The sequence below is a fragment of the Campylobacter anatolicus genome, from assembly GCF_018145655.1.
Lineage (GTDB): Bacteria > Campylobacterota > Campylobacteria > Campylobacterales > Campylobacteraceae > Campylobacter_A > Campylobacter_A anatolicus.
Genome location: NZ_JAGSSY010000001.1, coordinates 421,079 through 447,779, shown reverse-complemented (window position 1 = coordinate 447,779; position 26,701 = coordinate 421,079). Strand labels below are relative to the sequence as shown.

At 34.7% G+C, this 26,701-nt stretch carries 30 protein-coding genes and 1 tRNA gene; 26 read left to right on the top strand and 5 right to left on the bottom strand.

Going from position 1 to position 26,701, the window contains the following annotated elements; genetic code table 11:
• The 5 genes from ribH (at position 1) to KDE13_RS02225 (ending at position 3,422) form a co-directional block, all read left to right on the top strand.
• A complete protein-coding gene (ribH, locus tag KDE13_RS02245; protein ID WP_212140028.1) occupies positions 1–471 on the top strand; it encodes a 6,7-dimethyl-8-ribityllumazine synthase in 471 nt (156 codons plus the stop codon).
• The gene (gene nusB / locus KDE13_RS02240) at positions 472–867 is read left to right on the top strand and encodes a transcription antitermination factor NusB (protein ID WP_212140029.1); all 396 of its coding nucleotides are present in this window, start codon (positions 472–474) and stop codon (positions 865–867) included.
• Positions 864–1,544, top strand: coding sequence for an orotidine-5'-phosphate decarboxylase (gene pyrF, locus KDE13_RS02235; RefSeq protein WP_212140030.1), 681 nt, complete (start codon positions 864–866; stop codon positions 1,542–1,544). Before nusB ends, pyrF begins: the two co-directional genes overlap by 4 nt.
• 506 nt (positions 1,545–2,050) lie before the next feature.
• Positions 2,051–2,141, top strand: a tRNA-Ser gene (locus KDE13_RS02230).
• 396 nt (positions 2,142–2,537) lie between these two features.
• Positions 2,538–3,422 (top strand): DMT family transporter, encoded by an 885-nt coding sequence (locus KDE13_RS02225; RefSeq protein WP_212142732.1) that lies wholly within the window; start codon positions 2,538–2,540, stop codon positions 3,420–3,422.
• A 132-nt stretch (positions 3,423–3,554) separates the two neighbouring features.
• On the opposite strand, the gene KDE13_RS02220 is transcribed toward KDE13_RS02225, so the two are convergent.
• Both KDE13_RS02220 and KDE13_RS02215 read right to left on the bottom strand, forming a co-directional pair.
• The gene (locus tag KDE13_RS02220) at positions 3,555–4,709 is read right to left on the bottom strand and encodes a double-cubane-cluster-containing anaerobic reductase (protein WP_212140032.1); all 1,155 of its coding nucleotides are present in this window, start codon (positions 4,707–4,709) and stop codon (positions 3,555–3,557) included.
• Position 4,710: 1 nt separating this feature from the next.
• A complete protein-coding gene (locus KDE13_RS02215) occupies positions 4,711–5,478 on the bottom strand; it encodes an acyl-CoA dehydratase activase (RefSeq protein ID WP_212141624.1) in 768 nt (255 codons plus the stop codon).
• A gap of 107 nt (positions 5,479–5,585) precedes the next feature.
• Between KDE13_RS02215 and KDE13_RS02210 the strand changes: the two genes are divergently transcribed.
• The 21 genes from KDE13_RS02210 (at position 5,586) to KDE13_RS02110 (ending at position 25,121) form a co-directional block, all read left to right on the top strand.
• Complete coding sequence (locus KDE13_RS02210; protein WP_212140034.1) at positions 5,586–6,008, top strand: Sua5 YciO YrdC YwlC family protein; 423 nt, start codon at positions 5,586–5,588, stop codon at positions 6,006–6,008.
• Positions 6,009–6,088: 80 nt separating this feature from the next.
• Positions 6,089–7,447 (top strand): NADP-specific glutamate dehydrogenase, encoded by a 1,359-nt coding sequence (gene gdhA / locus KDE13_RS02205; protein WP_212141626.1) that lies wholly within the window; start codon positions 6,089–6,091, stop codon positions 7,445–7,447.
• A gap of 56 nt (positions 7,448–7,503) precedes the next feature.
• Positions 7,504–7,944: an isoleucyl-tRNA synthetase gene (locus tag KDE13_RS02200; RefSeq protein WP_212141627.1), complete on the top strand. Its 441-nt coding sequence runs from the start codon at positions 7,504–7,506 to the stop codon at positions 7,942–7,944.
• Between the two features lie 94 nt (positions 7,945–8,038).
• Entirely contained in the window at positions 8,039–8,590 is a 552-nt protein-coding gene (locus tag KDE13_RS02195; RefSeq protein ID WP_212142731.1) for a DUF507 family protein, read from the top strand.
• Entirely contained in the window at positions 8,590–9,708 is a 1,119-nt protein-coding gene (gene carA / locus KDE13_RS02190) for a glutamine-hydrolyzing carbamoyl-phosphate synthase small subunit (protein WP_212142730.1), read from the top strand. The genes KDE13_RS02195 and carA overlap by 1 nt, the downstream gene beginning before the upstream one ends.
• Positions 9,665–10,378 (top strand): sulfite exporter TauE/SafE family protein, encoded by a 714-nt coding sequence (locus tag KDE13_RS02185; RefSeq protein ID WP_229204327.1) that lies wholly within the window; start codon positions 9,665–9,667, stop codon positions 10,376–10,378. Before carA ends, KDE13_RS02185 begins: the two co-directional genes overlap by 44 nt.
• Positions 10,371–11,603: a PAS domain-containing sensor histidine kinase gene (locus tag KDE13_RS02180; RefSeq protein WP_212140040.1), complete on the top strand. Its 1,233-nt coding sequence runs from the start codon at positions 10,371–10,373 to the stop codon at positions 11,601–11,603. Before KDE13_RS02185 ends, KDE13_RS02180 begins: the two co-directional genes overlap by 8 nt.
• Positions 11,596–12,276, top strand: a complete 681-nt coding sequence (locus KDE13_RS02175; protein WP_212140041.1) for a response regulator transcription factor — start codon at positions 11,596–11,598, stop codon at positions 12,274–12,276. The genes KDE13_RS02180 and KDE13_RS02175 overlap by 8 nt, the downstream gene beginning before the upstream one ends.
• 118 nt (positions 12,277–12,394) lie before the next feature.
• Positions 12,395–13,879, top strand: a complete 1,485-nt coding sequence (gene ccoN / locus KDE13_RS02170) for a cytochrome-c oxidase, cbb3-type subunit I (protein WP_212142729.1) — start codon at positions 12,395–12,397, stop codon at positions 13,877–13,879.
• Positions 13,879–14,544, top strand: a complete 666-nt coding sequence (ccoO, locus tag KDE13_RS02165; protein WP_212142728.1) for a cytochrome-c oxidase, cbb3-type subunit II — start codon at positions 13,879–13,881, stop codon at positions 14,542–14,544. The genes ccoN and ccoO overlap by 1 nt, the downstream gene beginning before the upstream one ends.
• A 9-nt stretch (positions 14,545–14,553) precedes the next feature.
• The gene (locus tag KDE13_RS02160; protein ID WP_212140044.1) at positions 14,554–14,742 is read left to right on the top strand and encodes a cytochrome c oxidase, cbb3-type, CcoQ subunit; all 189 of its coding nucleotides are present in this window, start codon (positions 14,554–14,556) and stop codon (positions 14,740–14,742) included.
• A 13-nt stretch (positions 14,743–14,755) separates the two neighbouring features.
• Positions 14,756–15,622 carry a c-type cytochrome gene (locus tag KDE13_RS02155; protein ID WP_212140045.1) on the top strand — a complete coding sequence of 289 codons (867 nt, stop codon included), beginning with the start codon at positions 14,756–14,758 and terminating at the stop codon, positions 15,620–15,622.
• Positions 15,622–15,834: a DUF4006 family protein gene (locus KDE13_RS02150; RefSeq protein WP_212140046.1), complete on the top strand. Its 213-nt coding sequence runs from the start codon at positions 15,622–15,624 to the stop codon at positions 15,832–15,834. The genes KDE13_RS02155 and KDE13_RS02150 overlap by 1 nt, the downstream gene beginning before the upstream one ends.
• A gap of 107 nt (positions 15,835–15,941) precedes the next feature.
• Positions 15,942–16,535 (top strand): hypothetical protein, encoded by a 594-nt coding sequence (locus tag KDE13_RS02145; RefSeq protein WP_229203766.1) that lies wholly within the window; start codon positions 15,942–15,944, stop codon positions 16,533–16,535.
• Positions 16,525–17,001, top strand: coding sequence for a 4-hydroxy-3-methylbut-2-en-1-yl diphosphate synthase (locus KDE13_RS02140; RefSeq protein WP_212141633.1), 477 nt, complete (start codon positions 16,525–16,527; stop codon positions 16,999–17,001). The genes KDE13_RS02145 and KDE13_RS02140 overlap by 11 nt, the downstream gene beginning before the upstream one ends.
• A gap of 88 nt (positions 17,002–17,089) precedes the next feature.
• Positions 17,090–19,423 carry a PD-(D/E)XK nuclease family protein gene (locus KDE13_RS02135; protein WP_212142727.1) on the top strand — a complete coding sequence of 778 codons (2,334 nt, stop codon included), beginning with the start codon at positions 17,090–17,092 and terminating at the stop codon, positions 19,421–19,423.
• Positions 19,420–22,227 (top strand): RecB-like helicase, encoded by a 2,808-nt coding sequence (locus KDE13_RS02130; protein WP_212142726.1) that lies wholly within the window; start codon positions 19,420–19,422, stop codon positions 22,225–22,227. The genes KDE13_RS02135 and KDE13_RS02130 overlap by 4 nt, the downstream gene beginning before the upstream one ends.
• Positions 22,228–22,304: 77 nt before the next feature.
• On the top strand, positions 22,305–22,730 hold the full coding sequence (gene rplM / locus KDE13_RS02125; protein WP_212140050.1) for a 50S ribosomal protein L13: 426 nt from the start codon (positions 22,305–22,307) through the stop codon (positions 22,728–22,730).
• A gap of 2 nt (positions 22,731–22,732) precedes the next feature.
• Positions 22,733–23,122, top strand: a complete 390-nt coding sequence (gene rpsI / locus KDE13_RS02120; protein ID WP_212141636.1) for a 30S ribosomal protein S9 — start codon at positions 22,733–22,735, stop codon at positions 23,120–23,122.
• A gap of 254 nt (positions 23,123–23,376) precedes the next feature.
• The gene (locus KDE13_RS02115; RefSeq protein WP_212142725.1) at positions 23,377–24,399 is read left to right on the top strand and encodes an OmpA family protein; all 1,023 of its coding nucleotides are present in this window, start codon (positions 23,377–23,379) and stop codon (positions 24,397–24,399) included.
• A gap of 71 nt (positions 24,400–24,470) precedes the next feature.
• Positions 24,471–25,121: an HAD family hydrolase gene (locus KDE13_RS02110; protein ID WP_212140053.1), complete on the top strand. Its 651-nt coding sequence runs from the start codon at positions 24,471–24,473 to the stop codon at positions 25,119–25,121.
• A gap of 24 nt (positions 25,122–25,145) precedes the next feature.
• On the opposite strand, the gene fldA is transcribed toward KDE13_RS02110, so the two are convergent.
• The 3 genes from fldA to KDE13_RS02095 are packed head-to-tail and all read right to left on the bottom strand — an operon-like array spanning position 25,146 to position 26,687.
• Positions 25,146–25,637, bottom strand: coding sequence for a flavodoxin FldA (fldA, locus tag KDE13_RS02105; protein ID WP_212142724.1), 492 nt, complete (start codon positions 25,635–25,637; stop codon positions 25,146–25,148).
• A 12-nt stretch (positions 25,638–25,649) separates the two neighbouring features.
• On the bottom strand, positions 25,650–26,369 hold the full coding sequence (locus KDE13_RS02100) for a hypothetical protein (RefSeq protein ID WP_212142723.1): 720 nt from the start codon (positions 26,367–26,369) through the stop codon (positions 25,650–25,652).
• A 3-nt stretch (positions 26,370–26,372) separates the two neighbouring features.
• Positions 26,373–26,687, bottom strand: a complete 315-nt coding sequence (locus KDE13_RS02095) for a DUF2325 domain-containing protein (RefSeq protein WP_212140056.1) — start codon at positions 26,685–26,687, stop codon at positions 26,373–26,375.
• Between the last annotated feature and the right edge of the window lie 14 nt (positions 26,688–26,701).

The window sequence follows — 26,701 nt, the reverse complement described above, 5'->3', positions numbered from 1 at the left end:
ATGAAAATAATAGAGGGCAAACTTGCACTAAAAGGTAGTGAAAAGATAGCCATTATAAATGCACGCTTTAACCACATAATAACAGACCGCCTTGTAGAGGGTGCAAAAGATGCGTTTTTACGCCATGGTGGAGATGAGAGTAATTTAACCCTTATTCTTGTACCTGGTGCTTTTGAGATACCTATGGCACTTGAACGTGCGTTAGAAAGTGGTAAATTTGATGCTATTTGTTGTGTTGGAGCGGTCATTCGTGGTTCAACACCGCATTTTGATTACGTTTCGGCTGAGACAACAAAAGGCATTGCAAATGTAACGCTAAAATACGGTAAGCCAGTAACATTTGGTGTTTTAACTGTTGATAGTATAGAACAAGCGATTGAAAGAGCTGGTAGTAAGGCTGGAAACAAGGGCTTTGAAGCTATGACAGGCGTTATAGAGCTACTTGATTTATATAAAAATTTGGGGGCGTAAATGGCTACGCGTCATCAGGTCAGACAAGCGGTAGTTTCGCTACTTTATGCGAGTGAGATGGGCAGTGGAAGTGCGGAATTTACAGATGAGTTTTTAAACGAGCGTAAGATTCGTAATGAACGCAGAATCGAAGCAGAGCAGACTTTTGAAAGTGTAGTTACTAAAAAAAATGAACTAGATAAGATTTTGAAAAAATTTTTAAAAGAGGGTGAGATAGAGCGTGTGGGTGCAGTGGAGCTTGCTATTTTACGGCTTGGAATTTATGAGATGAAATTTACCATAACCGATAAAGCCGTGATCATAAATGAAGCTATCGAGCTTGCAAAGGAGCTTGGCGGAGATTCTGCTCCAAAGTTTATAAACGGTGTTTTAGACGCATTAAAGGCTGAGATTTGAAGCTTTGTGTAGCACTTGATCTACCGACTCGTGATGAAAGTTTATCCCTTACTAAAAGCCTTAAAGGGCTTGATGTGTGGCTAAAAGTAGGTCTAAGAGCATATCTGCGTGATGGGGTAAAATTTATTGATGAGCTTAAAAGTTTGGGTGATTTTAAAATTTTTTTAGATCTAAAACTATATGATATCCCAAACACGATGGCAGATGCTGCGGAAGTTATCGCAAATTTAAATGTTGATATGATAAATATTCACGCAAGTGCCGGAGCCAGGGCGATGAGCGAAGTAATGGAGCGGTTAGCAAATTTAAGATACCGTCCATTGGTTCTTGCGGTCTCATCTTTGACTAGTTTTAACAAAGATGAGTTTATGGAGATTTATAACGAGAGTATAAACGAAGCAGTGCATAAAATGAGTATTGCAGCGTTTAATGCTGGGCTTGATGGTATGGTCTGCTCGGTATTTGAAAGCCGTGGGATAAAAAAGGTGACTAGTGATAATTTTTTAACGCTAACGCCTGGGATTCGTCCGTTTGGTGAGAGTGTGGATGATCAGGCTCGTGTGGCCGACATAGTGACCGCAAAGCGTGAAAGTAGCGACTTTATCGTGGTTGGTAGGCCGATATATAAAAGCAAAAATCCGCGTGAAGTGGTAGAGAAAATTTTAGCTCAAATTTAAATTTATAGCCTATTTTGTGTGAGATTTCGGTATAAATTTTCAACGAGTATGCCAAGCAAAAACTATACTCATAAGTGTTGTATAAATGACATTAGATATTTTATGCACATTAGATTTAATACACGCCTTATCAAAAAAGAAATATAAATATAAAGTTAATATATTACTACAGATAAAATTTAAGAAAATATAAGCATTAGATAAGTAAGCAGTATATACACAGCTTAATCTTAAAGCTTCTAGCTTAGTTGGTGCTTATAAATTGCTAAAGAGGTATTGGGCTAATTTTTTGTATCAGTGAGTTATCAATTTAAATGTTTATGATATTCGCGATAGAGTAGTTTTTAGTGGCAAATCTGGTTAAGCCTTTTTACTTTGTACTGATTTGAGCGATATTTGCCATTAGTACATTGTGACTTTAGGTTCAATAGTTTCTGTTTTAAGTAGTGCTAGTTTTTAAGCCATATATCAGCAGGATTTTATTATAATACGATTTCTTATTTTATGGACAGATGGGTGAGTGGCTGAAACCACACCCCTGCTAAGGGTGCAAGTCTTAATCGGGCTTCGAGGGTTCAAATCCCTCTCTGTCCGCCACTACTTGATTTGTTTTACTTCATACCAGTTTAAATTTATTTGTTTTGATTTATATTAATATAAGCAAAAATAACGGACAATTAATAAAAAATTTAATAAATTTAAAGACAGGTGTCCGTAAAAATACTAAACGATACGAAAATCAAATCTTTAAAGCCAAAGGATAAATGTTATAGGGTAGGTTATGGAGATAATATCTTTACGTGCAGATTATGCTAAAGACTTTTATTTTATATATGAGTTAAAGAGTAAAAGCACAGGTAGATATAAACGAATTTTTTGTAAGGGCATTTTTAAATAGCAGATTTATTACTTTATGTTGATTTGTATGCTTATTGTAAGAAGTGGACAAAATTGTAGATAAAAATTTAAAAGCAAAAATTTTAAAGGGTATTGGTGCGAGAGAGCTTATCAGGCATTTTAATAACACTTTTTGGTGGTATTTTATGGGGGTTTAGTGGGGTTTGTGGGCAGTATTTATTTGCTCAAAGTGTGAGTGCTGACTGGCTCGTGCCGTATCGGCTACTTATCTCTGGACTTATATTGATAGTATTTTACGCACTCAAAAGCCCGTGCACAGTACTTTTGCCTATACTTGATGTAAGACTGTTGCCACAGATGCTAATTTATGCAATTCTTGGACTTATGATGACGCAGTATAGTTACTTTTACTCCATTGAACTATCAAATGCTGCAGTCGCAACAACTATACAATATACCGCTCCAACGTTCATTCTAGCTATCGTTTGTTTTAATGAGCGTCGTCTACCACGCCTAACCGAGTTAGTTGCACTTATTTTAGCTATGTTTGGTGTGATTATGCTTGCCACTCACGGTGATTTAACGACACTTGTCATCTCAAAAGAAGCTTTATTTTGGTGCTTAGTTAGTGCGGTTTGCGTATGTATCTATAACTTCGCTCCAACAAAATTAAATTCAAAATACCCAGTTCCACTAGTGCTAGGCTGGGGTATGGCGATAGGTGGCGTAGTGCTGTGTGTGTTTATGCGTGTGTGGCAACTTGATGGGGCTAGTAGTACATCGCAGTGGGCTGCATTTTGGGCTGTGATAACGCTAGGGACGATATTTGCTTTCAGTTTTTATATGCTAGGTGTTAAGCTAATCGGTGCCAGCAAGGCAAGTTTGATTGCTTGTGTAGAGCCACTTAGTGCGGCATTTTTTGCATATTTTTGGCTTGAGACTGAGTTTGTATTTCTTGATTTTGTTGGTTTTGTGCTGATAATGTGTTGTATATTTTTACTAGCTAAAAAGGAAAAATAGGCTTGAGATATTGAGATTAAGACAAAGAGATGAGTTTGAAATTTTTAACAACTTCGATAAATTTTTACTGATTTTTATGGCTTGACGATAATGGCTTTTGATTTTATAAGTCACTATCGTCACTAGCAAAATTTATATCATCTCCAAAAATGCCTCTATACGCGTCTTTATCTGCCCAATATCGCTAGTAGAATAGTCGGTTTCAAGTGACATATATGGTGTCATCACACTAGAACAGGCTCTTTTCATACTTATCGTCTCTACACTGTATGTATGACAGGCTTGAAGTACAACGTCTATCACACCATCTGCATTGTATTCATCGATCATCTGTTTTATCACATTCTCGCGTCCCTTATTTGGTGACATTATTGAGCAAGGTATCGCCATATATCGCTTAGCTATCGCACTTATAGGCTCATCGTTTTCGTCTATTAAATTTTTAAAATTTTTACTACCAGTGCAGTTTTCATAAGCGACTACAATACCACCTGCTTGTTCAATAGGAGCTACTATCTTATCAAATACCCCACCACTAGGACAGCCTGTAATAATTATGCGTTTTGCACCTTTTTTGACTGGACTAATACCTTTTTTTACACGCTCTTTTAGCTTTTCTATGATGATTTTTAGCTCACGAATTTGCTCCTCTTTTTCATAGATAAAGCCATTTGCGTATAAAATTTGATGCAATTCATTACCGTTAAGTGGTGGATTCTCAAGTTGCATAAATGCCTGCAACTCATCCATCAGCCGTCTTTCTTCATTAAATATCGCTATCGACGCCTTAAGATCATCGGTTGAAATTTTAGTGTTGTATTTTTGTTCCAAACTATGCCTTAGTCGCTCGATCTCCTGTGTCCAAAGTTCAAGACTTTTTTGACTTTGCACGTGTGGTAGGTGCATAATATGCACATCTTTAAATTCGCTCATTAGCTCATACATTTTTTTCTTGCCATCACAGGTTGTCTCGCCTATAACTATGTCGGCATTTTTAATAAATGGACATTTATCTTGTTTAGCTAAGCCATAGCTTGCTTTTATAAGCGGACATAAATTTTTAGGCAGAAATTTCTCGCCCTCGTTAGCCGCTGCGTCTCCAGTTGCACAAACAGCTATACTAACAGCATTTGCAGCGTGTATCAACTCACGTGGTGTGTAGGTGCAAAATATCGCAGCGATACGCCTACCACTGTCTTTTAGTCCACCTACTGACTTCGCACTTTCGCTCTTTTGTGCTGCATAAGTAGCACAAATCTCTTCAAAACTCATACTCTCATCTATCATTTTATCTCCTTTTTAGCTTTTTTACGCCTATTAGTGCAGCACCTATAGCACCGCAATATATAGCGTTTTCGTCTGTTTTTATCTCACATCCTAGCTCATTTTGTAAGCACTCTTTCATATAAGCATTTTTACTAAAGCCACCACTTAAAAAATACCGCTCATTTGCCTCTTTTTTGACTAAATTTGCTATTTTATTTACAGCTGATTTGATTACGGCATTTGCAATATTTTCACGTGAGATATTCTGTGCAATTAGGCTGATTATCTCTGATTCTGCAAATACGGTACACATAGAGCTTATCTTGACATCTTTGTTAGAGAGTGTAGCAAGTGTAGTTAGCTCATCAAAGCTCACGCCAAGGCGGTTAGACATCACTTCTAAAAATTTACCAGTTCCAGCGGAACATTTATCGTTCATTATAAAGCTCGTAATTATGCCATTTTCAAGCCTTATAGCCTTAGTATCTTGTCCGCCGATATCAATGACTGTGCAGTCTTTACAGCTTAGGTAGTTTGCTCCCATAGCGTGGCAGGTAATCTCTGTAATGATTTTATGGGCGTATTTTACACTTACGCGACCATATCCTGTGGCGATATAAATCTCATTATCAAGATCTAGTGCATCTAGCTTCTTTTTGATAATTGTTGAAGTATCTACGACACTCCAGCCAGTCGGAAGTATAAAAAAGTGTATAAATTTATCTTTATCTGCGTCAAATACGGCTATTTTTGCCGATGTTGAGCCAATATCAATGCCAATAGAGTGCATTTTGTATCCTGATAATATGTATTTCTAAACTTAGAACTTCTCAGATTATACCAAAAATTTATAAATTTAATAGTATTATTATTTTATAAAAATTTATAAGGAAAACAGTGATATACCTAGCACAGACTGACACAACGGCAGGATTTTTGAGTAAAAACTTAGCAGAGATAAATTATATTAAAAATCGCTCAGCCAATCAACCTTGCTTAATCACGACTTCAAAGTTAAAAGAGTTACAAAATTTCACACGTGTCCCAACTAAATTTAAAAATTTAATCCGTCGTGCCAAAAAGAGTACATTTTTATATCCAAACCACCAAGCCATAAGAGTTGTTAAAGAGTGCGAACACGCTAAATTTTTAGACGCTTATGGCTGGTTTTACTCAAGTAGTGCAAATATACATGGAGAAAAATTTGATGAGAGCTGGGCTAGAGGTGTAGCTGATGTGGTGGTAGATGAAAATTTTAGTGAAAACTCTCCATCAAAAATTTATAAAGTTTCAAATAGTAACATAATAAAAATAAGATAAAAGTTAAGTTTTAAAATTTCTCTAATAAAATTTAAATTTTGTGTAAAATACACCTACAAATTTACACAAAGGACGTCATTATGAACGCATACATAAACAAGATCTTAGAAGATTTAAGGCGGTCGAGCCCGGGACAAGATGTATTTATACAGGCTGCGACCGAGGTACTTTTTAATCTTGAACCACTTTTAAAACGAGAGAATAAATACCAAAAACACGCTATTTTAGAGCGTATAACGATACCAGAACGTGCAATGCACTTTCGTGTTACATACGTTGATGATAGAGGGGATGTGCAGGTGCATAATGGCTGGAGAATTCAGTTTAATTCGGCAATAGGACCATATAAGGGTGGTTTAAGGTTTCATCCTAGTGTAAATGTTGGAATATTAAAATTTTTAGGCTTTGAACAAATTTTTAAAAATTCACTCACAGGTGTGAGAATAGGCGGTGCAAAGGGTGGTGCTGACTTTGACCCAAAAGGTAAAAGCGATAATGAAATTATGAGATTTTGCCACTCATTTATGGATGAACTTTATCGTCATATCGCACATACTACGGACGTTCCAGCTGGAGATATAGGCGTTGGTGGACGTGAGATAGGTTATCTTTTTGGACAATATAAAAAGCTTACTGCGAGATTTGACGGTGTTTTAACAGGTAAGGGGCTAAATTGGGGTGGAAGTCTTGCAAGACCTGAGGCTACAGGATATGGACTCGTATATTTTACTGAAAATATGCTTAAAAAAGCCGGACTTGGCTTAGAGGGTAAAAAGTGTAGTGTCAGTGGTTCAGGAAATGTCGCTATATACACGATAGAAAAGCTCTATCAAATGGGTGCATTACCGATAACTGCGTCTGATTCAAATGGTTATGTTTATGATCCTGATGGTATCGATGTGACATTACTAAAAGAGCTAAAAGAGGTCAAGCGTGAACGTATCAGTGAGTATGTAAAATTTAGAAAAAATGCAAAATACGTGTCAGTCAGTGAATATGCACCTGGACGAAATGGAGTGTGGGATGTGCCTTGCGATGGAGCCTTCCCAAGTGCGACGCAAAATGAGCTACATCTTGCAGATATAAAGGTGCTTTATGCAAATGGTTGTCGCTTTTTGGGTGAGGGGGCGAATATGCCTTGTACTTTAGACGCGACAAATTTTATGCTTGAGAAAAATGATTTTTACTTTGCTCCTGCAAAGGCTGCAAATGCTGGTGGTGTGGCTACTTCTGGGCTTGAAATGATGCAAAATGCAAGTATGGATGCGTGGAGTTTTGATGAAGTGGATCGCCGACTTCATGGTATCATGAATCACATTTTTGAACTTTCATATGCAACTAGCGAGGAATTTGGCGATGCTGGTAACCTTGTGCTTGGCTCAAATATCGCTGGTTTTAGAAAAGTTGCCGATGCTATGATAGATCAAGGATATGTCTAAAATTTAGATAAATTTTTAAATTTTTATGTATAATACTAGCAAATTTAGGAGTATCAATGAAGTTTGTAAACTCTTTTTTTGCTGGTATTATTTTCACTCTAGCACCCATATTTACGCTATTCGTTGGTCTTAAGAACAACTACTTCGATCATTATGGTGTAAATGAATACTTTAATACTATTTTTGTAGACAACGTCCCATTTCTATGGCTTTTGCCGATATTTTTAGCAGTTGGTTATACGATGTTTTATGCTCCCTTTAGACGTATTTTTCGTGCTTTTTATGCCACTTTCTTGCTTTTGTGTTTATTTGGCTGGTATCCTAAATTTGGTCTTATATTGGGCGATATTATATTTATGAGTGAGCCTTATGAGAGAACTATAGCACAGATAGACGGTAGTATTATCGGTATAAATGGACGCGATGTCTATATAGGACGTGATAAAATTTATTTTCTATCATCACAAAACGATAAAGTTTTAAAAATTAAAAAATAATTTAAATGAATGCCTTTATGGCGTTTTGCTTTAAATTTTAACGGAATTTTACTTTTATTTTGTTAGAATTATATAAAAATTTTAAAGGTTTAAAATGCGTCTAAAACTTCCCCATATTCCATATATATCACACAAAATTGCCATCGATCTTTTAAATTGTGGTCTTGTTAAGCTTAATCGTGGTATCGAGCCAGTAGCTCTAAAAGCTAGCGAAATATTAAAAATTGATATACAAAAAGAGAGAGCCTTAGAAGAGCGGACAAATGAACTTTTGGAGAAAAATGAAGATGAGATGGAAAGTATGCAAGTAGATCGTAAGAGTATGTTTAGACTTATTAAAAAACGCCTTGCATCAGAATTTGGCGTGATACTTTCACATGAAGATCGCTTTAGTGATATCGCACATAAAATTTTAGAAGCCACTTGGAAGGCTAGTTTGATAGACTATAGCGTCTCTGAAAATCGCGTAAAAAATATTATTTATAACTCAATGGATGAGTATTTTAAAAACTATGAAAAGATAGAAGATGACGTTATAGAGAAAATCGAGGGCTATAAACGCAAACTTATTCCTGGTACAGAGGAGTATGATGTGGTTTTTGAAAGACTTTATGAAGATGAGCTTAGAAAAAGAGGAATGTTGTAATGAAAGCTTATATATATGTTGAAAATGGCCTATTTTTAGAGGCTAAAGCTTTTGGAGTACACGGTGAATGTTCTGGCGAGCTTGTCTTTAATACTTCAATGACTGGCTATCAAGAAATTTTGAGCGATCCAAGCTATGCTGGTCAGTTTATAGTATTTACCGCACCAGAGATCGGCATAGTTGGGGCAAATGATGATGATATGGAGAGTCTTAGGATACACACAAGTGGTGCGATAATGAGAAATTATAACGAATTTTCGTCAAACTATCGCTCACAAAAGACACTTAGTAAATTTTTTGAAGAGCAGGGTAAATTTGGTGTTTATGATGTTGATACGAGATTTTTAACTAAAATGCTTCGCGACGAAGGTGCGTTAATGGCATATATATCGACAAGTATAAGCGATAAAGATGAGTTAAAACGTCGTCTTGAAAGTAGCGGTCGCATAGAAAATATAAACTATGTCAAAACTATCAGTGCTATGGATGAATATGAACACAAAAAAGCTGCATGGTCTTGCGAGATCAAGGCATATAAATCACCTAAAAATATCGGTAAGAAGGTCGTTGTACTTGACTTTGGTGTAAAGAGAAATATACTAAATGAACTTTGCGAGGTTGGGCTTGAAGTTCTTGTTGTACCACATGATACAAAGGCAGATGTGCTGATAGATAAATTTAAAAATGGTGAAATCAACGGAGTTTTTTTATCAAATGGTCCAGGAGAACCTAAAAATTTGATAGCTGAGATAGCCGAGATAAAAAAGCTTATTGACGCAAGATTACCGATATTTGGCATATGCTTAGGGCACCAGCTACTTTCAAATGCTATGGGCTATCCGACTTATAAGCTTAAATTTGGTCAGCATGGAGCAAATCATCCGGTATTAAATTTACAAACAAAAGCGATTGAGATAACTACGCAAAATCATAACTACAACGTCCCTGAAGAGATCGCTGAAGTAGCCGAGATAACACATAGAAATTTGTTTGATAATACGATCGAAGGTGTGAGATATAGGGACTTTCCAATATTTTCAGTACAGCACCATCCAGAGGCTAGTGGTGGTCCAAATGAGAGTAAATATATTTTTAAACAATTTGTGGAAATATTATGATTTAATGGATTTTGCACAAATTTTAACAATCATAAGTGTTGCTTTTTTAAGTAGCATTAGCCATTGTGTAGGAATGTGTGGTGGCTTTTTAAGCTTACAGTCGCTATTTTTAAAAGATAAAAATGCAGCAAGTGTTGCTACGCTTTCATTTTTTTATCATATCTTTAGAATTTTGGCATATATCCTTATTGGTGCAGTTTGTGGTGCATTTGGCGGTATTATTGCACTTTCAAGTAACTCGCGTGCAGTTTTATTTTTTATAGTTGGTATAGTTTTGATCGTCATTGGTGTAGCACTTTGGATTCGTGGTGAACTTTTAAAGTTTATAGAAAATGATAAATTTTCTAAATTTATAACTAGTTTGGCATTAAAAATTAGTAAAAAAAATAGTATTTTAAATTTTTTAGCACTTGGATTTTTAAATGGATTTTTACCCTGCGGAGTAGTGTATTATTTTGCTGCAATGGCGATAACGAGCCAGTCTGCGTTACTTGGAGCTGGTATAATGGCGGTTTTTGGGCTATCTACTTTACCGATTATGATTATCTTTTTAACACTTTTCAAATTTATAGGGGATAAATTTAAGCAAATAATGTTTAAAATATCACTCATTATTATAATAGCAAATGGGATTTATCTTGCATTTTTAGGATATATGGCAAATGGATAACATAAAGGCACGTTTCGCTCAGTATCAAAATGCGATAGAAGAGAGTAATATCGTATCAAAAACTGACATTAATGGCATAATAACTTTTGTCAATGATGAATTTTGTAAAATTTGTGGGTATTCACGTAAAGAGCTAATAGGCAAAAACCACAATATTGTTCGCCATCCAGATGTGCCAAAGGAGAATTTCAAACAACTTTGGGGAACAATACTATCAAAAAATGTCTATAAGGGAATTGCTAAAAATTTGACCAAATACAAAAAGGTCGTATATTTAAACACGACGATTATTCCAATACTTGATCTAAATGGTGAGATAGAAGAATTTTTAGCTATTAGACATGATGTAACACAAGTCATTGAGTTAAATGAGCAGCTTTTAAAGACGCAAAATGAGCTAAAGACTTTAAATTTAGGGCTTGAGGAGCGAGTTGCGGAGCAGACAAAGGAGTTAACGCAACTTAATGAAAATTTAAAAAGTATCGTTGAGGCTGAGATCGTAAAAAATGAAGAGAAAACACGTATAATGATAATCCAGTCTCATTTTGCGAGTATGGGTGAGATGATAGCAAATATCTCTCATCAGTGGCGACAACCGCTAAATGAACTAAGTATTGCACTTTTTAAGATGAAAAGATTAGTGCAAAGTAGCGACAATGAGTTTGAAAATTTATATAATCGTTGTAAAAATATAATAAAAAATATGTCAAATACGATTGAAGATTTTAGTGGATTTTTTACTATAAATAAACCACCACAAGAGTTTTATCTATCTGACGTAGTAAAAAATTCTATATTTATGCTACAAGGAGCACTTGAAAAAAAGGGAATAAAAGTAAGTATAAATGTAAAAAAAGAGACATATATCTTAGGGCATAAGCGTTATATTGAACAAGTTGTTATAAATTTAATAAACAATGCAAAAGATGTGCTTATAGAGCGAAACATAAAAAATAAACGTATAAAAATAGATATATCAAGCCAAGATAAATTTATTATCGTTGATGTAAACGACAATGGTGGTGGCATAGACAAGAGTATAATAGATAAAATTTTTGAGCCATATTTTACGACAAAACAGACGAAACAAGGTACTGGTATAGGGCTATATATGTCAAAACTGATAATTGATAAATTTAACGGTATTATAGAAGTTAAAAATAAAAAAGAGGGAGCTTGTTTTACGATCAAACTTCCTAAACAAGGAGACATGACAGATGAGTAAGATGTTTAAAAATTTGACTATTTTGATAGTTGAAGATGAAAACGAAGCAAGAAAGCTCATACAAGATGTTATGAGTGCTGAATTTGCTAAAGTTATCACGGCACAAAATGGTGATGAAGGGCTTAAAAAATTTAAAAAATACAACCCAGATATCGTTGTAACTGATATTGCGATGCCTATAACAAATGGACTTGATATGGCAATGGCTATAAAAGAAATCTCAAAAGATACACCAGTGATCGTATTAAGTGCTCATAGTGAAAAAGAGCGTTTGCTAAATGCGATTGATGTTGGTATCGATAAATATGTCATAAAGCCTATCGATATGGATGAATTTTTAGTTACGCTAGAGATCGTTGCTAAGTCAAGGCTAGAGAGTGCAAATTTGATAGAAATTTCACCTAACTATCAGTTTAATCAGATAAAACGTGTACTAATTAGAGATGGAGTAGAGATAACGCTAACAAAAAAAGAGTTGGCTTTTGTTGCACTTTTGATAAAACGACTCGGTACTTTAGTGCTTCACGATGAGATAAAGAGTGTTGTGTGGGTCGGTGAGGGCGTAACAGAAGCAGCTATAAGAACATTTGTAAAACGTGTGCGAGATAAAGTTGGTAATGATTTTATCAAAAACATACCGGGACTTGGTTATAAAATAGATGTAAATTTGTAAAATTTAAATTTTAATTTAAGATAAAATTATATCTTTTAAGTTTTTTCATAGAATTAATGTTATAGAATAACAAAAAATGTATTTTTAGTTAATGTAAATTTAATAAGGAGGACTTGAAATGCAACCAGGTCAGATGCTAAGCTATGATTATAGCGTAGCAAAGTTGTTTATGTTTTCCACGATCTTGTTTGGGTTCGTCGGTATGGCGATAGGCGTTGTCGTCGCTTTTCAGATGGCATATCCTGATCTAAACTATATCGCTGGAGAGTATTCGTTTTTTGGCAGGCTAAGACCGTTACACACTAATGGCATTGTCTTTGGCTTTTTGCTTTCAGGTATTTTTTCAACGTGGTACTACATTGGTCAGCGCGTTTTAAAGGTATCTATGAGTGAGTCACCATTTTTGATGTTTGTAGGGAAACTTCACTTTTGGCTATATATGCTTTTGATGGTGGGAGCCGTTATATCGCTATTTGCTGGCGTAAGTGCAGCAAAAGAGTATGCCGAACTAGAGTGGCCACTTGACATAGCTGTCGTTGTAGTTTGGGTATTGTGGGGAGTTAGCATATTTGGGCTTATTGGAATCCGTCGCGAAAAGACGCTTTATATATCAGTTTGGTATTATATAGCTACATTTTTGGGCATTGCAATGCTTTATCTATTTAATAATATGGAAGTTCCTACACGCTTAGTAACAGGATATGGCTCTTGGTTGAATTCTGTCTCTATGTATGCCGGATCAAACGACGCTTTGGTACAGTGGTGGTATGGACATAATGCGGTTGCATTTATATTTACTGTTGCTATTATAGCCCAAATTTATTATTTCTTGCCAAAAGAGAGCGGACAACCGATATTTTCATATAAGCTTTCATTATTTTCATTTTGGGGACTTATGTTTATATATCTTTGGGCTGGTGGGCACCACCTTATTTACTCTACGACTCCAGACTGGATGCAGACTATGGGATCGGTTTTTTCGGTAGTTTTAATATTACCTTCTTGGGGTTCAGCTATAAATATCTTGCTTACTATGAAGGGTGAATGGGTGCAACTACGTGAGAATCCTATAATCAAATTTATGGTTCTAGCTTCAACATTTTATATGTTTTCAACACTTGAAGGACCGATATTGTCTATCAAGTCGGTTAATGCCCTAGCACACTTTACAGACTGGGTGCCAGGACACGTTCATGATGGAGCACTAGGTTGGATAGGGTTTATGATAGTTGCCGCTATGTATCATATGACACCAAGATTTTTCAAACGTGAAATTTACTCAAAGTCTCTTATGGAGGCTCAGTTTTGGATACAAACAACAGGTATAGTGCTATATTTTGCTTCAATGTGGATTGCTGGTATTACACAAGGTATGATGTGGAGAGCGACCGATCAATACGGTAACTTGCTATACTCATTTATTGATACTGTTGTCGTGCTTATGCCTTATTATTGGATTAGAGCGATAGGCGGACTTTTATATCTGATAGGATTTTGTATGTTTATTTATAACATCTGTAAATCTATGTCAGCACCTAGCATTAGTGCAGAGCCTAAAAATGCGTCTCCTATGGGTGGACGTGCAAACGTGGAGGTGATGTAATGTTTAGTTGGTTGGAGAAAAATCCATTCTTTTTTGCAGTTGCAGTTTTTGTTGTGATCGCTTATGCTGGTATAGTAGAAATTTTACCTGATTTTGCTAATCGTGCTAGACCACTTGAAAGTGCTAAACCTTACAGTGTTTTAGAACTTGCTGGTAAAAATATATATATGCAAGAGGGCTGTAATGCTTGCCACACACAAATGATCCGTCCGTTTAAGAGCGAAACTGATAGATATGGCATGTATTCACTAAGTGGTGAGTTTGCATACGATCGTCCGCACCTTTGGGGCTCAAAACGTACAGGTCCAGATCTTATGCGTGTGGGGGATTATCGTACTACTGATTGGCACGAAAATCATATGAAAGACCCTATTTCTATTGTCCCAGGATCGATTATGCCAGCCTATAAGCATCTATTTAAGAAAAATGCTGATATCGAGACGGCTTATGCAGAGGCTTTGACTGTTAAAAAAGTATTTAACACACCTTATGATATGCCAGATATGCCTAAGCTTGGCACTTTTGATGAGAGCAAAGCTATAGTAAAAGCTGAAGCTGAAGTGATAATAGCAAATATGAAAGATGAAGATGTTAAAAATGCTTTTAAGAATGGTGAGATACGCGAAATAGTAGCACTTATCGCCTATTTAAATAGTCTAAAGTAAGGTGCTAAAATGGAAAATTTAGCACAGTTTCAAGCATATGGATACTTTTTCTTGACAGCCTTTTTAGTGCTTGTTTTGTATGGATATTTTTTTCATCTATATAAGTCAGAGCGTATTGGCAAGAGAAATTATGAGAAGTATTCAAATTTGGCTTTAAATGACAGCTTAACTGATGTTGTCATTGAGCAAAAAAAGTAAAGGGGCTTTTGATATGCAATGGTTTAATCTTGAAGATAACATAAATTTATTATCGCTTATCGGTGCATTTGCTATCATCATACTTACGATATATGTCGCTGGAAGATATGTCAATCAGATGAAACAGGCAAAAGATACTAGCATGGAACTAAGCGAACATGTATGGGATGGCATAGGCGAGTATAAAAATAATCCACCTATTGGTTGGATTATTTCATTTGTTTTAATACTAGTTTGGGCAGTATGGTATTATTTGATTGGCTATCCTTTAAATTCATATTCACAGATTGGCGAGTATAATGAAGAGGTAAAGGCTATGAATGCAAAATTCGCACAAGATCATGCAAATCTTGATAACAAAACACTGCAAGATATGGGTAGTGGAATTTATATAGTTCAGTGTTCAGCCTGCCACGGCATAACAGGTGATGGTATAAATGCTAAAGCAGCAGATCTACGCAATTGGGGTAGTGAACAAGCACTATATGAAGTGATCGTAAATGGCTCAAAGGGCATGGGTTATCCAGCTGGCGAGATGCCAAAAGGTATGGATCTAGGTGTAGATAATGACACTGCAAAAGCAATCGCAGCCTATGTAGCTAAAGAAATTTCAGGCATAAAATCAACTAAAAATGAAAATTTAGTTGAGAATGGTAAGGCTATGTTTGCTATGTGTGCAGCGTGTCATGGAGAGGATGGAAAAGGTGCAAATATGGCTCCAGATCTAACTAAATATGGTACGAGTGAATTTGTTGTAGACGTGCTTAATCATGGTAAATCTGGCACTATTGGAATCATGCCAAAATTTGATAACAGACTTAATGAAATTCAGCAAAAGGCTGTTGGCGAGTATATTATATCACTTTCAAGGGGTAAATAATGGAAAATACAAATAGATCAGTCTTCGCACTAAATGGTGCTACTGGTATGCTAATAGCCACTGTGCTTTTGCTTAGTATTTTGGCAATTCTTACCTATTTTGGGATCTTGGCTCAGCAAGATGTCGCACAAAAGCCATATAAACTTGACAATCCAAGCGGTGTGCAGATGAAAAGCACGTCAAATTCCAAACATATAGTTATAAAGGAGTGATTATGTCAGCTATTTTAGAGAAAGCCACGATAGTGTTAATCGTAGTTACAGGTATCATTTGTGCGTGGTCGGTGCTAACACCAAATCACCTCTTTGTAGGATAAGAGTTGGTTAAATTTATATTAAATGTTATTTTGCTGGGCGTATTGTCTTACGCTCAGCCTAACGCCAACAAATTTGTCGTTAAAAATGATAAGATTTTAAGCGAACAAGTCGTGCAAAAGATCGAACAGATTGGCACAGAACTATTTGGCAAGAGTGGGATTTTTGTCGGTATTTGTGCTTATGAAAACCTTGATGGGAAAAATCTCAAACAAAGCTTTAATGAACTAAATATTAATCCGCCTTACGCAGTCTTAATGATAACTAAAAAAGAACATAAAGTCGATATATTTGCTGATGATGATACGCTAAGACTCTTTGATAAGGAGCAAATTTTAAGCCCATTCCCAGAGCGTGGCACGATACTACCGATACTTACATCAAAAAATGGCAAAGACATCTACAATGCTGCTATATTAAATGGCTACGCTGATCTTAGTGAACAGATCGCTACAAAGTTAAATTTAACATTGGAAAATGGTATAGGAAATGCAAATAAAAATACATTAAATTTGATACGATTTTTCGTTTATGGTTCGATTTTATTTGTGATTTTACTAATATTTTATAGAAAATTTATGGCAAAATATGCAAAATAAAAAGACATTTTGGCCTTATGGCATCGTTTTATCCATCATTGCTTGTATCATTGCTTGTATCGCTACTATCATTATCGCACTTAAACATCCAGTTCAGCTAGATACTTTTTTTATCGATAGATACCAAAATGTTGATGATAATATCACTGAAATACAGATATCACAGAAGAGATTTGATGATAAATTTGAACTTAAATTTGACAACTTAAAGATTTATCCATTGACTAGTGATTTTAAATTTAAAATCATCTCTAAAAATGGTGAAATGCCTAAATTTTTAGCTCAAGCCATACTAAGTAAACCAGAAACAAATGAGTTTAACATAGATATTAACATCACTCAAAATGGTGATGAGTTAAGTACAGATAAGATAAAATTGGCTAAAAATGGGCGTTGGCAGATACTCCTTAAACTAAATGATGGTGTTAATACTAGATTTTACAAGTTAGAGTTTTTCGCTAGATAGACCATATAAAAATTGCAAAAGTCTAAAAATAAAACTAAATTTTAATAAATTTTTAGATATCATCTATCAAATTTTAAAAGGCTAAAGTTTGATAGATAAAATTTTATACGTTTTTACTAATTCGCGTAAAATTCGCGACTTTAATGCTAAATTTAGCGACGAGCTGATCCCAAAGGCGATCACGGTGGCAGACTTTGAGCGAAATGCAGTTTTTGTTCCTAATCGTTTTGAAGCCGATGATGCTTATCTCGTTGTGCTTATGCAACGTGCTTGTGCGGCAGTGCGTGAGGCAAATATAGTACTAAAAATACCAAATGAATTTTTTGCTTTTTTGAAAAATAATGAGTATCTTTTTTCATTTTTTAAGGAGCTTTCGATACAAAAAAAACAGATAAGCGATATCAAATTTAGCGATATTTATGCTGATTTTGAAGAGCATTTGAATATTTTAGATACTATTTTGACACAGTATAAAGCTTTATTAGAAAATGAAAAAATTTATGACGACATAACTTTACCTTATCTTTATGAGCTAAATAGCGATTATATTAGCGATTTTAGTGAGATTATCTTAGAAATTGACGGTTTTTTAAGTGAGTTTGAGTGGGAGCTTATGAGTAAAGTTGCTTCACTCACGACACTTAAAATAATATTTAAAACAAGTAAATTTAATAAAAAAATGACACAAAAATTGGCTCAAATTTCAAATATAAACTTTGATGAGTTTGAACAAAATTCCAAATTTGAGCTAAATTTAACCACTAAAACATTAAAAAAGCTTCAAAGCTTAGAGCATAAAAATATAATACAGACGAGAGGTTTTGCACTTGGTAGTTTGCAGTGTGCTTATGCTATGGCAAAAGTTAGTGAGTTTGTTAGTGATGGGATCGAGCCTGAACGTATCGCTTTGATACTACCAGATGAGAGCTTTGCTGAAATTTTAAGGCTTTATGACACACAAAGGATGTTTAACTTCGCGATGGGTGAGAGCTTTAAGCATACAAAATTTTTTCAAATTTTAAGCTACATTATTCGTGCTATAGACGAGGATAAAACGCCAGTTTTTGATGAAAAAGATGAGGATTATTACGATGAAATAAGCTTTGCTTTACGCTCATTTGGCGTCAGTGTAGAGCTGTTTTACAAATTTAAAAATAATTATGAAAGTGCCTGTGCATTTGAGTTTTTTAAATCACTTATAAGTGAAATTTTAAATTTGCAAAGCGAGTTACATATAGACGAAAAGATAGCTGAGCAGATGTTTATGTTACAAAATTTATCAAGGTATTTTGACTTTAGTTTGCGTCAAATTTGTGAGATATTTTTGATGGGCTTAAGGCGACTTAGTGTAGATGACGTGAGTGGTGGCAAAGTCAGTGTGATGGGGTTGCTTGAGAGTCGTGGTATGAGTTTTGATGGCGTTATTATTATTGATTTTAATGATGATTTGATACCAAAAAGAAGCGTTAGTGAGATGTTTTTAAACTCGCGTGTGAGAGAAAAAGCTGGACTTATAGGCTATAACGACCGTGAAAATTTGCAGAGATTTTACTATGAAAGCTTGATAAATGGGGCAAAAAAAGTTGCCATAAGCTACGTTAGCAATGAAGAGAAGATAGTATCTAGATTTTTAAAGGAATTTGATACGATTTTGGATACTAAATTTAGTGATGGGAGCTATGAGAGGCTACTTGGTGGCGGAAGCACAGGTATAAATTTAAAAAGCAATGAGATCATTTTAAAACATAATTTTTTTGAAAAAACACTCTCTTTTTCTACGTTGGATCGATTTTTAAGCTGTCCAAGAAAGTATTATTACAAAAATATAATGGGTATAAAAGAGCCAAAATCAATAAATGATGAACCAGCTAGCAAATTAGGTGAAGCCCTACATGCTGCACTTTGTGAGTATTATACTAAATTTGATAGATTTTATCTGGATAAGTTTAGCAAAATTTTAAAAAATTATACGATTTTACCACTTGATTATGAAATTTTAATGGTTAAGTTTAGAGAATTTGAATGTAATGAAAACGCCCATTTTGACGATGGATATAAGGTGCTGGAGTGCGAGAAAAATATAGAAAATACTTTTTGTGGTGTCAATATAGTTGGTCGTATCGATCGCATAGATGTAAGAGGTGATGAACTTTGCTTGATTGATTATAAAAGTGGTAAATTTGATACAAAATCATTACAACTACCATTTTACCAGGCTCTTTTAGGACGTGAGTGCGAAAGTTATTTTTATGATCTTTGTGATGAGATGAAGCTTGTGCCATCAACATTAAGTCTTAAAGAGTTACAAAACGAGATAGAAAAGTTAAAATCTATCAATAACACAGAGATAAATTTCGAGCAAAATATTTCACAAAGTTGTAGGTATTGTGAATATAAAATCATCTGCAAAGGCGAACTGTGAAGCCATTTTTAGCTCTAAAAGCCAGTGCTGGTAGTGGCAAGACATTTGCTCTTAGCGTGCGTTTTATTACACTTGTTTTAAATGGAGCAAATGCAAATGAGATCATTGCTCTTACATTTACTAAAAAAGCGGCAAATGAGATGAAAGAGCGAATCATAAACACCTTTTTAGGCTTAAACTCAAACGAATATGAAGCTGAGCTAAATACGATCTGTGATGAGCTTGATATGAGCCGTGAAGAGGTACTTAATCTGCGTGATAAAAGGCTAAATTCTTTTTTGCAGACTAATCTTAAAATTGGTACATTTGATTCATTTTTTGCTACGATATTGCGTCAATTTAGCTTAAATTTAGGACTAAGCTCTGATTTTGATATAAACTCAAATCTTAATAGTTTACAACGCATAAAATTTATAAAAAAAGTTAGCTGGGATGAGAGAATTTTAAGAAGTTTGGCTGAGTTTATTACATTTGCTGAAAGGAGTAAAAGTAGTTTTTTTGAATCACTTGAGATGTTTTACGAGAATTTTGACACCATTGGGGGAGATAATATTACAAAACTTCCAAATACTACCAAAATAGACAACACGTTGGCAAAACTTTATGAGTATGCCATACAGCACAAAGGTTCAAATATTGCGATAAATTCCTTTGCACCAGCGTCGGTGCAAGAGCTAATAAAGCGTGGATTTTTAGACCATGAGAGCTTGGAGTATAAAACTTATACAAAAATTTATACACCAAAAATGGATGAACTATTTTTTGAGCTTAAGACAAATTTAAAGCAGTATTTTGATGAATTCGAGGCTTATAAACTTAGTGAACTTAATAAATTTTTACAAATTTATAAAAATACAAAACTTGAGTTAAATCGTGAGCAAAATATGCTTAGTTTTGGCGATATAAGTAAGTTGACGCATAATTTGTTGGTAGATAATATCGACGCACAAATGCTTTATTTTAGACTTGATGGGCGTATAAACCACTTACTTATTGATGAGTTTCAAGATACGAATGTAACGCAGTATGATATAATGCGACCGCTCATTGCTGAAATCGTTGCTGGATACGGGCAAAACGGACTTGGAAGCTTTTTTTACGTTGGGGATACAAAGCAGAGTATTTATAGATTTCGCGGTGGCAAAAAGGAGCTTTTTGATAAATTAAAGAGTGATTTTCCACAAATTATTGATGATAGCTTAGATACGAATTACCGCAGTCAAAAGGCCTTAGTAAAATTTACAAATTCTATTTTTGCAAGTAAAATTGATGATTTTAAGCCACAAAAAGCAGGCGTGAAAAAGCAAGGGTTTAAAAGTGTTAGTGGCGAATGTGAGTATTTTAACGTAGAGCCAGATGACTATGGCCATTTGAGTGTAGTTGGTAGCAATGACATCGTATTTGAAGCAGTAAATCAAGTCAAAATTTTAATCCAAAACGGCATCAACGTATCTGACATAACGATACTTTGCTGGAAAAATGATGATATAAACAAGATAGCCACAGCACTTGAACTAGAGCATGTGCCTAGTATCGCAGAGGGTAATTTGGCATTACTTCAAAGCCCACTTGTTCGTGCGGTCGTGGAGTATGTGAAGTTTTGTATATTTGGAGATAGATTATACCAGCTAAACGTCCAAGCCATCATAAAAACAAAGATTATAAAGATTGAGATAAATTTCCATAAATCTGTGCCACAAACACTACACTATCTAGTCAAAAAACTTGGCATAGATGGTAGTAATGCCGATATTTTAAGGCTTATAGAGCTTTCAAGCGGATATGAAAATATCATAAATTTTATATTTAACCTTGATAAATTTGATGCTACAGCGAGTGCAAAAAGCATAAATGGTGTGCGGATAATGACACTGCATAAATCAAAGGGATTACAGTTTGAAAATGTCATAGTTTGTGATAAGATCGGTGGCGACAGAAACAACAAGCCAAGCTTTGTCACAGAATACAGTATAAAAAATGGCTGGAACATTAAATATAATGTAGCAAGAGAGAGTTTTGACAGTGATTTTAAAGAGCAACAAGAGCTTATAAAAAAGCTTGAATATGAAGAGAATATTAATAAAATTTATGTTGCTTTTACTCGTGCGATAAACTCGCTCACTATCATAAAAAAGACAAATCCAAATGGTAAAAATCCAAGCTTTTTTACAGCTTATGAGACTGGCAGCGGAGGTAATAAAAAGTTAGTCGAATATCTTGATTTAAAGGAATTTAGCTTTGGTGACATAATACCAAGTCAGGTTCAAAAAATAGTCAAAAATTCGAACTTTGAACATATTGAGCTGGTAAAAATCGCAAAACAAAATATAGATGAAAGTGTGAGAGAAAGTGGTAAAAATTTAAACGCTATATACATAGGTCTTGCACTTCATTATCTGCTTGAGATGAGTGTGAAATTTGATGAGCAACATTTGAGCGTAGCACGGGATTTAATGTGTAATAAATTTCATAAATTTTTATCTCAAAATGAGCTTGATGATATATTTTTGCGTGGTTTAAATTTGATAAATGATAAAAAATTTAAGACTTTAACGAGTAACAAAGAAATTTATAAGGAGCAACCATTTAGATTTGATGGAGCATTAAGACAGCTTGATCTGCTTTGTGTAGGCAGGAGTGAAATTTGTATAATTGATTATAAAACATCACGCAAAAACATCGATGAAAACATACTTCAAGTCATAGGATATAAATCAGCAATGAGTAAAATTTATAGCGATTTTAAGATAAGGTCAGTGATATTTTATGCATTAAAAGATGAAGTTTCTTGTATTGAAGTTTAAATAATACTTAATTTAAGCTATTCATAAGTAATTTTTAAATAAAATCACATTTTAAATTTATTGGCAAAGGTAAAAAAATGACAAAAATAACAAAGCCAAATGAAGTAAAACGTGATTGGATCGTGTTAGATGCGACTGGTAAGCGTTTTGGTAGATTGCTAACAGAGGTTGCAACACTTCTTCGTGGCAAACACAAACCTGGCTATACCCCAAACGTTGATTGTGGTGATTATGTTATCATTATAAATGCTTCTAAGGTTGAATTTACTGGTACAAATAAGGCAGAGCAAAAGCTTTATCATAGACATTCAGGATATTTTGGTAGCGTAAAGAGCGAGAAATTTGGTGAGTTACTAGCAACCAACCCTGTTAAGCTATATAAACTTGCAGTTCGTGGTATGCTTCCTAAGACAAAACTAGGCAAAGATATGATCAAAAAACTTAAAGTGTATGAGGGAAGTGAGCACCCACACACTGCACAAATCGCTAAAAAAGGAAAATAATAATGGCAACAGTTTATGCAACAGGAAAGAGAAAAACGGCGATTGCTAAGGTTTGGATAAAATCAGGTAGTGGTAAAATCGTAGTAAATGGAATGGATCTTAACACTTGGTTGGGCGGACATGAGGCGATAAAGCTAAAAGTAGTTCAGCCACTAGTAGCTACAAAACAAGAGAGTCTAATAGATATAACTGCTACGACCTTGGGCGGTGGATACTCAGCTCAAGCAGAGGCATTAAGACATGGAATTTCACGTGCATTAGCTGCTATGGACGCTGATTTTAGAGCGGCACTAAAACCAAAAGGGTTGCTAACTCGCGATTCGCGTGTTGTTGAGCGCAAGAAATTTGGTAAGAGAAAAGCAAGACGTAGTCCTCAATTCTCTAAACGTTAATATCTTAATTTTGTGAAGCAAGGCTTTGGTTTTTGCTTCACACCTCGTATAAAATTATCATCTCTTTTTAAATTTATTTTTTACTTTTTTGTATTTTTGCATATTTTTTATATTACTATTTATGCCACTATTTATAAATTGTAATAAATTTGTAATATTAATTTTTGCATAAATTAAACAAATATTTATATTTTTTTGCTAAAATATGCAATCTTTAACATAGAGAAAAATTAAATAAAGAAAGGAATTCTATTATGAAAAAGATTGCTTTAGCTATGGTTGCTGCGACTGCACTTTTTGCGTCAAATGCAGCATACAACTATGAGATTACTCCAACTATAAGTGGGGTTCATCCAGAGGATAACCTCGGAACAGACGAGCATTTAGCTATTGGTATAAGAGCTGCTAGAAATCTAGAGGACTTCTTTATAGACCAAATCGAGCTAGGTGTTGATTACTCACACAAAGTAACAGAAAGTGTATTAAAAAAAGGTCAACAACTAGAGAATAAGGGTCGTACTCTTAGATATTATGTAAATGCTGTCAAAGATATCGTAACATTCGATAAAATTGGACTTTATGGACTAATTGGTCTTGGTTATGAAGACGTTCCATCACAATTTATTGATAATGAAGATGGTGGTTTTGGCCAATATGGTTTTGGTGTCAGATATCAAGTAACAGATGTCTTTGCTCTTAAATTAGAGGCAAGAGATGCTATTAAATTTGAGAAAGCTGATCATAACTTCTTCTACACACTAGGATTTGGTATTGGCATTGACTCTAAGATGGCTCCAGTTGTAGCTGCCGCTCCAGTTGTAACTGCAACCGCACCAGTAGTTCTTGATGATGATAACGATGGCGTATTAAACGATGTTGATAAATGCCCTAATACTCCGGCAGGCGTTGTTGTAGATGAGAATGGTTGTGAGAAAGTTATCGTTCTTAGAGATCTAGGCGTAAATTTTGCATTTGATAGCTACAAAGTAAGTCCAACTTATGCTACTGAGATTAAAAAAGTAGCTGACTTTATGGCTAAAAATGATGGCTATAGGGTACTTCTAGCTGGACATACAGATAGTGTTGGTGCTGAAGCTTATAACCAAAAACTATCTGAAAAAAGAGCAGAGGCAGTTGCTAAGACTCTCGAAGATTTTGGCGTAAGTGCTGATAAGATAACAACAGTTGGTTATGGCGAGACCAGACCAGTTGCTACAAATAAAACAAAAGAAGGTCGTGCTGAAAACAGACGTGTTGAAGCTACTTTCAATAAATAATTATTAAACCACTTTTAGGGTTTTGGTCTTTGCACCAAACCCTTTTTAAAGTTAAATCACAAAGATAATCCTTGAAAAAAACTATATTTTTTGATCTTGATGGTACTTTGATAGACTCAACTCCTGCTATACTCGGTGGATTTGATGCGGCTTTTAAAGCACATTCAAGGAAAACTCCTAACCACGACAATGTAAAGTCTTTTGTGGGCCATCCACTTAGTATAATGTTTGCCAAACTTGGAGTAGAAGAACATTTAATAGATGATTTTATAATAGCTTATAAGAGCCATTATGAAAAGGTTTATCTATCCCAAACTACACTTTTACCGTTTGCAAAAGAGGCTTTAGCATTAGCAAATGAGTTTGCCGATATTGGTGTGGTAACTACAAAAACTTCTAAATTTTCTATTATCTTGCTTAAATATCTAGGTATCGCAAAATACGTTAAAACCATTGTTGGACGAGATGATGTTACGCATCCAAAGCCAAACGCTGAACCTATAAATTTAGCTCTTTCTAGACTTAATAAAGATAGTGCAGAGTGTCGCAAATGGACTTTTATGATAGGCGATACTTGTATGGATATGAATGCAGCAAAATCAGCTAATGTCAATGGTATAGCACTACTTTGTGGTTATGGTAGCCTTAAAAATTTACAATGTTGTTCTGATAAAATTTGCAATAATCCTCTAGAAGCGATTGAATACATAAAAAATATATAAAAGTGTGGAAAATTCCACACAATATTAAGCAAAAAGCGGTTTTATCTGTTCTATCCATGCAAGGATTCTACCCTCAGTCTTTTCGCTTTCGTTATCGGCGTCAAGCGCAAGACCTACAAATTTACCATCTCTTACCGAATCTGAACTATCAAAAGTGTAACCGTCAGTGCTAACTGCTCCAACAGGTTTTGCTCCTTTAGCCACTATAGCATCATAAAGTTTTGCCATACCATTGCAGTATTCATCAGAGTAGCTTTCGCTATCACCCATACCAAAAACCGCTACTGTTTTACCAGTAAGCTTTAATCCATCAAAGTTAAATGCATCCCAATCATCTTGTAGATCACCACTACCCCAGGTAGATGTGCCAAGTATTAGCTTGTCATAGCTATTGATCTTGTCTGCATCGACATCTGTAACGTTTAAAACTTCGTTTTCTAGACCCAAATTTTCACTTAAAAATTGAGCAGCCTCTTCAGTATTTCCCATACTGCTACCAAAAACAATACCTATCATCTATTTCCTTTTTTAAAAAATTTTATTACTAATTGTATAAGGCACGAGCTTTATGCTACCATTAACACAGTCGCAATGCTTAATGTCAATATGATGCTTAAACTTGTTATTTCGTGGAAAAACTATATAAATTTTCTCACATTTTTTTGAATTTATCGCTCCAACTGCACGATAAATTTCATCGTTTATATTTCTCATATCGTCTAAATTTATATGCTTAAAGCTTGGCATAACGCTAAGCAAATGCTCTTTGTTTTTAAAAATACTAATTATACCATTTTGAAAAACAATATCTTTATCTAAATGTTTTTTTGATATTTTATCATAAACAAAATGAAAAAACATCTCATTTGCATCAAAACAAATTTCAAAATCACCAGTTATATAAAGCATTTTTATTAGCTTTGCGACTGGATACTTTGGTTCTTTTGCAATAAATTTCAAAATCTCAAAATTTTTATCTAAATAGGCACGAATTATGACATTTGAAACTAAACAAAAATTCCAAGCCACTTTTGCATTTATAGATTTGTGTGTTAAAAGCTCATCTATATGGGCTTTAAATATCTTTTTTATGTTTTTAAATTTTGCATAATGCAGTGGAATTTGCATATCACGCTCTACGTTTGCATTGTAAAGCGTGATAAAAATTTTAGCTTTTGATACAGCACTAGCCTTTGCAAAAATATTTGGAGTTATTTCGCCAATACCTGATAAATATCCGAATTTCATCGATTATTCTACTTTGCATCCGAATTCCTTATCTAGCCCAAAGACTTTGCAATACTCGCAAAATACGCAACTAACACTTCTTTTGGCACATACGATTGGTATGTTGCGTTTTTTAGCTTGAGTTTTTATCGTTTTCATTGTATTGTGATTTAAGAAGCTTGTTAGCATCACTACGCACTCGGTGTCTTGAGGGATAGGTTTGCGATTTACACGATTTTCATTTCTGGCATCCCAATGTTCTATTTTTTGTGCTCCAAGATCTTTTAATACCGCTTTTATTGGTGTTATCTCATCGGCACCTATGACTAATACTGACATATCAAGCTCCTAAA

What these genes read in the sequence shown, in the direction of transcription:
- ribH (WP_212140028.1), top strand. Translation starts at nt 1, where the DNA reads ATGAAAATAATAGAGGGCAAACTTGCACTAAAAGGTAGTGAAAAGATA.
- nusB (WP_212140029.1), top strand. Translation starts at nt 472, where the DNA reads ATGGCTACGCGTCATCAGGTCAGACAAGCGGTAGTTTCGCTACTTTAT.
- KDE13_RS02220 (WP_212140032.1), bottom strand. Translation starts at nt 4,709, where the DNA reads ATGATAGATGAGAGTATGAGTTTTGAAGAGATTTGTGCTACTTATGCA.
- KDE13_RS02215 (WP_212141624.1), bottom strand. Translation starts at nt 5,478, where the DNA reads ATGCACTCTATTGGCATTGATATTGGCTCAACATCGGCAAAAATAGCC.
- gdhA (WP_212141626.1), top strand. Translation starts at nt 6,089, where the DNA reads ATGAACGCATACATAAACAAGATCTTAGAAGATTTAAGGCGGTCGAGC.
- KDE13_RS02200 (WP_212141627.1), top strand. Translation starts at nt 7,504, where the DNA reads ATGAAGTTTGTAAACTCTTTTTTTGCTGGTATTATTTTCACTCTAGCA.
- KDE13_RS02195 (WP_212142731.1), top strand. Translation starts at nt 8,039, where the DNA reads ATGCGTCTAAAACTTCCCCATATTCCATATATATCACACAAAATTGCC.
- carA (WP_212142730.1), top strand. Translation starts at nt 8,590, where the DNA reads ATGAAAGCTTATATATATGTTGAAAATGGCCTATTTTTAGAGGCTAAA.
- KDE13_RS02185 (WP_229204327.1), top strand. Translation starts at nt 9,665, where the DNA reads ATGAGAGTAAATATATTTTTAAACAATTTGTGGAAATATTATGATTTA.
- KDE13_RS02180 (WP_212140040.1), top strand. Translation starts at nt 10,371, where the DNA reads ATGGATAACATAAAGGCACGTTTCGCTCAGTATCAAAATGCGATAGAA.
- KDE13_RS02175 (WP_212140041.1), top strand. Translation starts at nt 11,596, where the DNA reads ATGAGTAAGATGTTTAAAAATTTGACTATTTTGATAGTTGAAGATGAA.
- ccoN (WP_212142729.1), top strand. Translation starts at nt 12,395, where the DNA reads ATGCAACCAGGTCAGATGCTAAGCTATGATTATAGCGTAGCAAAGTTG.
- ccoO (WP_212142728.1), top strand. Translation starts at nt 13,879, where the DNA reads ATGTTTAGTTGGTTGGAGAAAAATCCATTCTTTTTTGCAGTTGCAGTT.
- KDE13_RS02160 (WP_212140044.1), top strand. Translation starts at nt 14,554, where the DNA reads ATGGAAAATTTAGCACAGTTTCAAGCATATGGATACTTTTTCTTGACA.
- KDE13_RS02155 (WP_212140045.1), top strand. Translation starts at nt 14,756, where the DNA reads ATGCAATGGTTTAATCTTGAAGATAACATAAATTTATTATCGCTTATC.
- KDE13_RS02150 (WP_212140046.1), top strand. Translation starts at nt 15,622, where the DNA reads ATGGAAAATACAAATAGATCAGTCTTCGCACTAAATGGTGCTACTGGT.
- KDE13_RS02140 (WP_212141633.1), top strand. Translation starts at nt 16,525, where the DNA reads ATGCAAAATAAAAAGACATTTTGGCCTTATGGCATCGTTTTATCCATC.
- rplM (WP_212140050.1), top strand. Translation starts at nt 22,305, where the DNA reads ATGACAAAAATAACAAAGCCAAATGAAGTAAAACGTGATTGGATCGTG.
- rpsI (WP_212141636.1), top strand. Translation starts at nt 22,733, where the DNA reads ATGGCAACAGTTTATGCAACAGGAAAGAGAAAAACGGCGATTGCTAAG.
- KDE13_RS02115 (WP_212142725.1), top strand. Translation starts at nt 23,377, where the DNA reads ATGAAAAAGATTGCTTTAGCTATGGTTGCTGCGACTGCACTTTTTGCG.
- fldA (WP_212142724.1), bottom strand. Translation starts at nt 25,637, where the DNA reads ATGATAGGTATTGTTTTTGGTAGCAGTATGGGAAATACTGAAGAGGCT.
- KDE13_RS02100 (WP_212142723.1), bottom strand. Translation starts at nt 26,369, where the DNA reads ATGAAATTCGGATATTTATCAGGTATTGGCGAAATAACTCCAAATATT.
- KDE13_RS02095 (WP_212140056.1), bottom strand. Translation starts at nt 26,687, where the DNA reads ATGTCAGTATTAGTCATAGGTGCCGATGAGATAACACCAATAAAAGCG.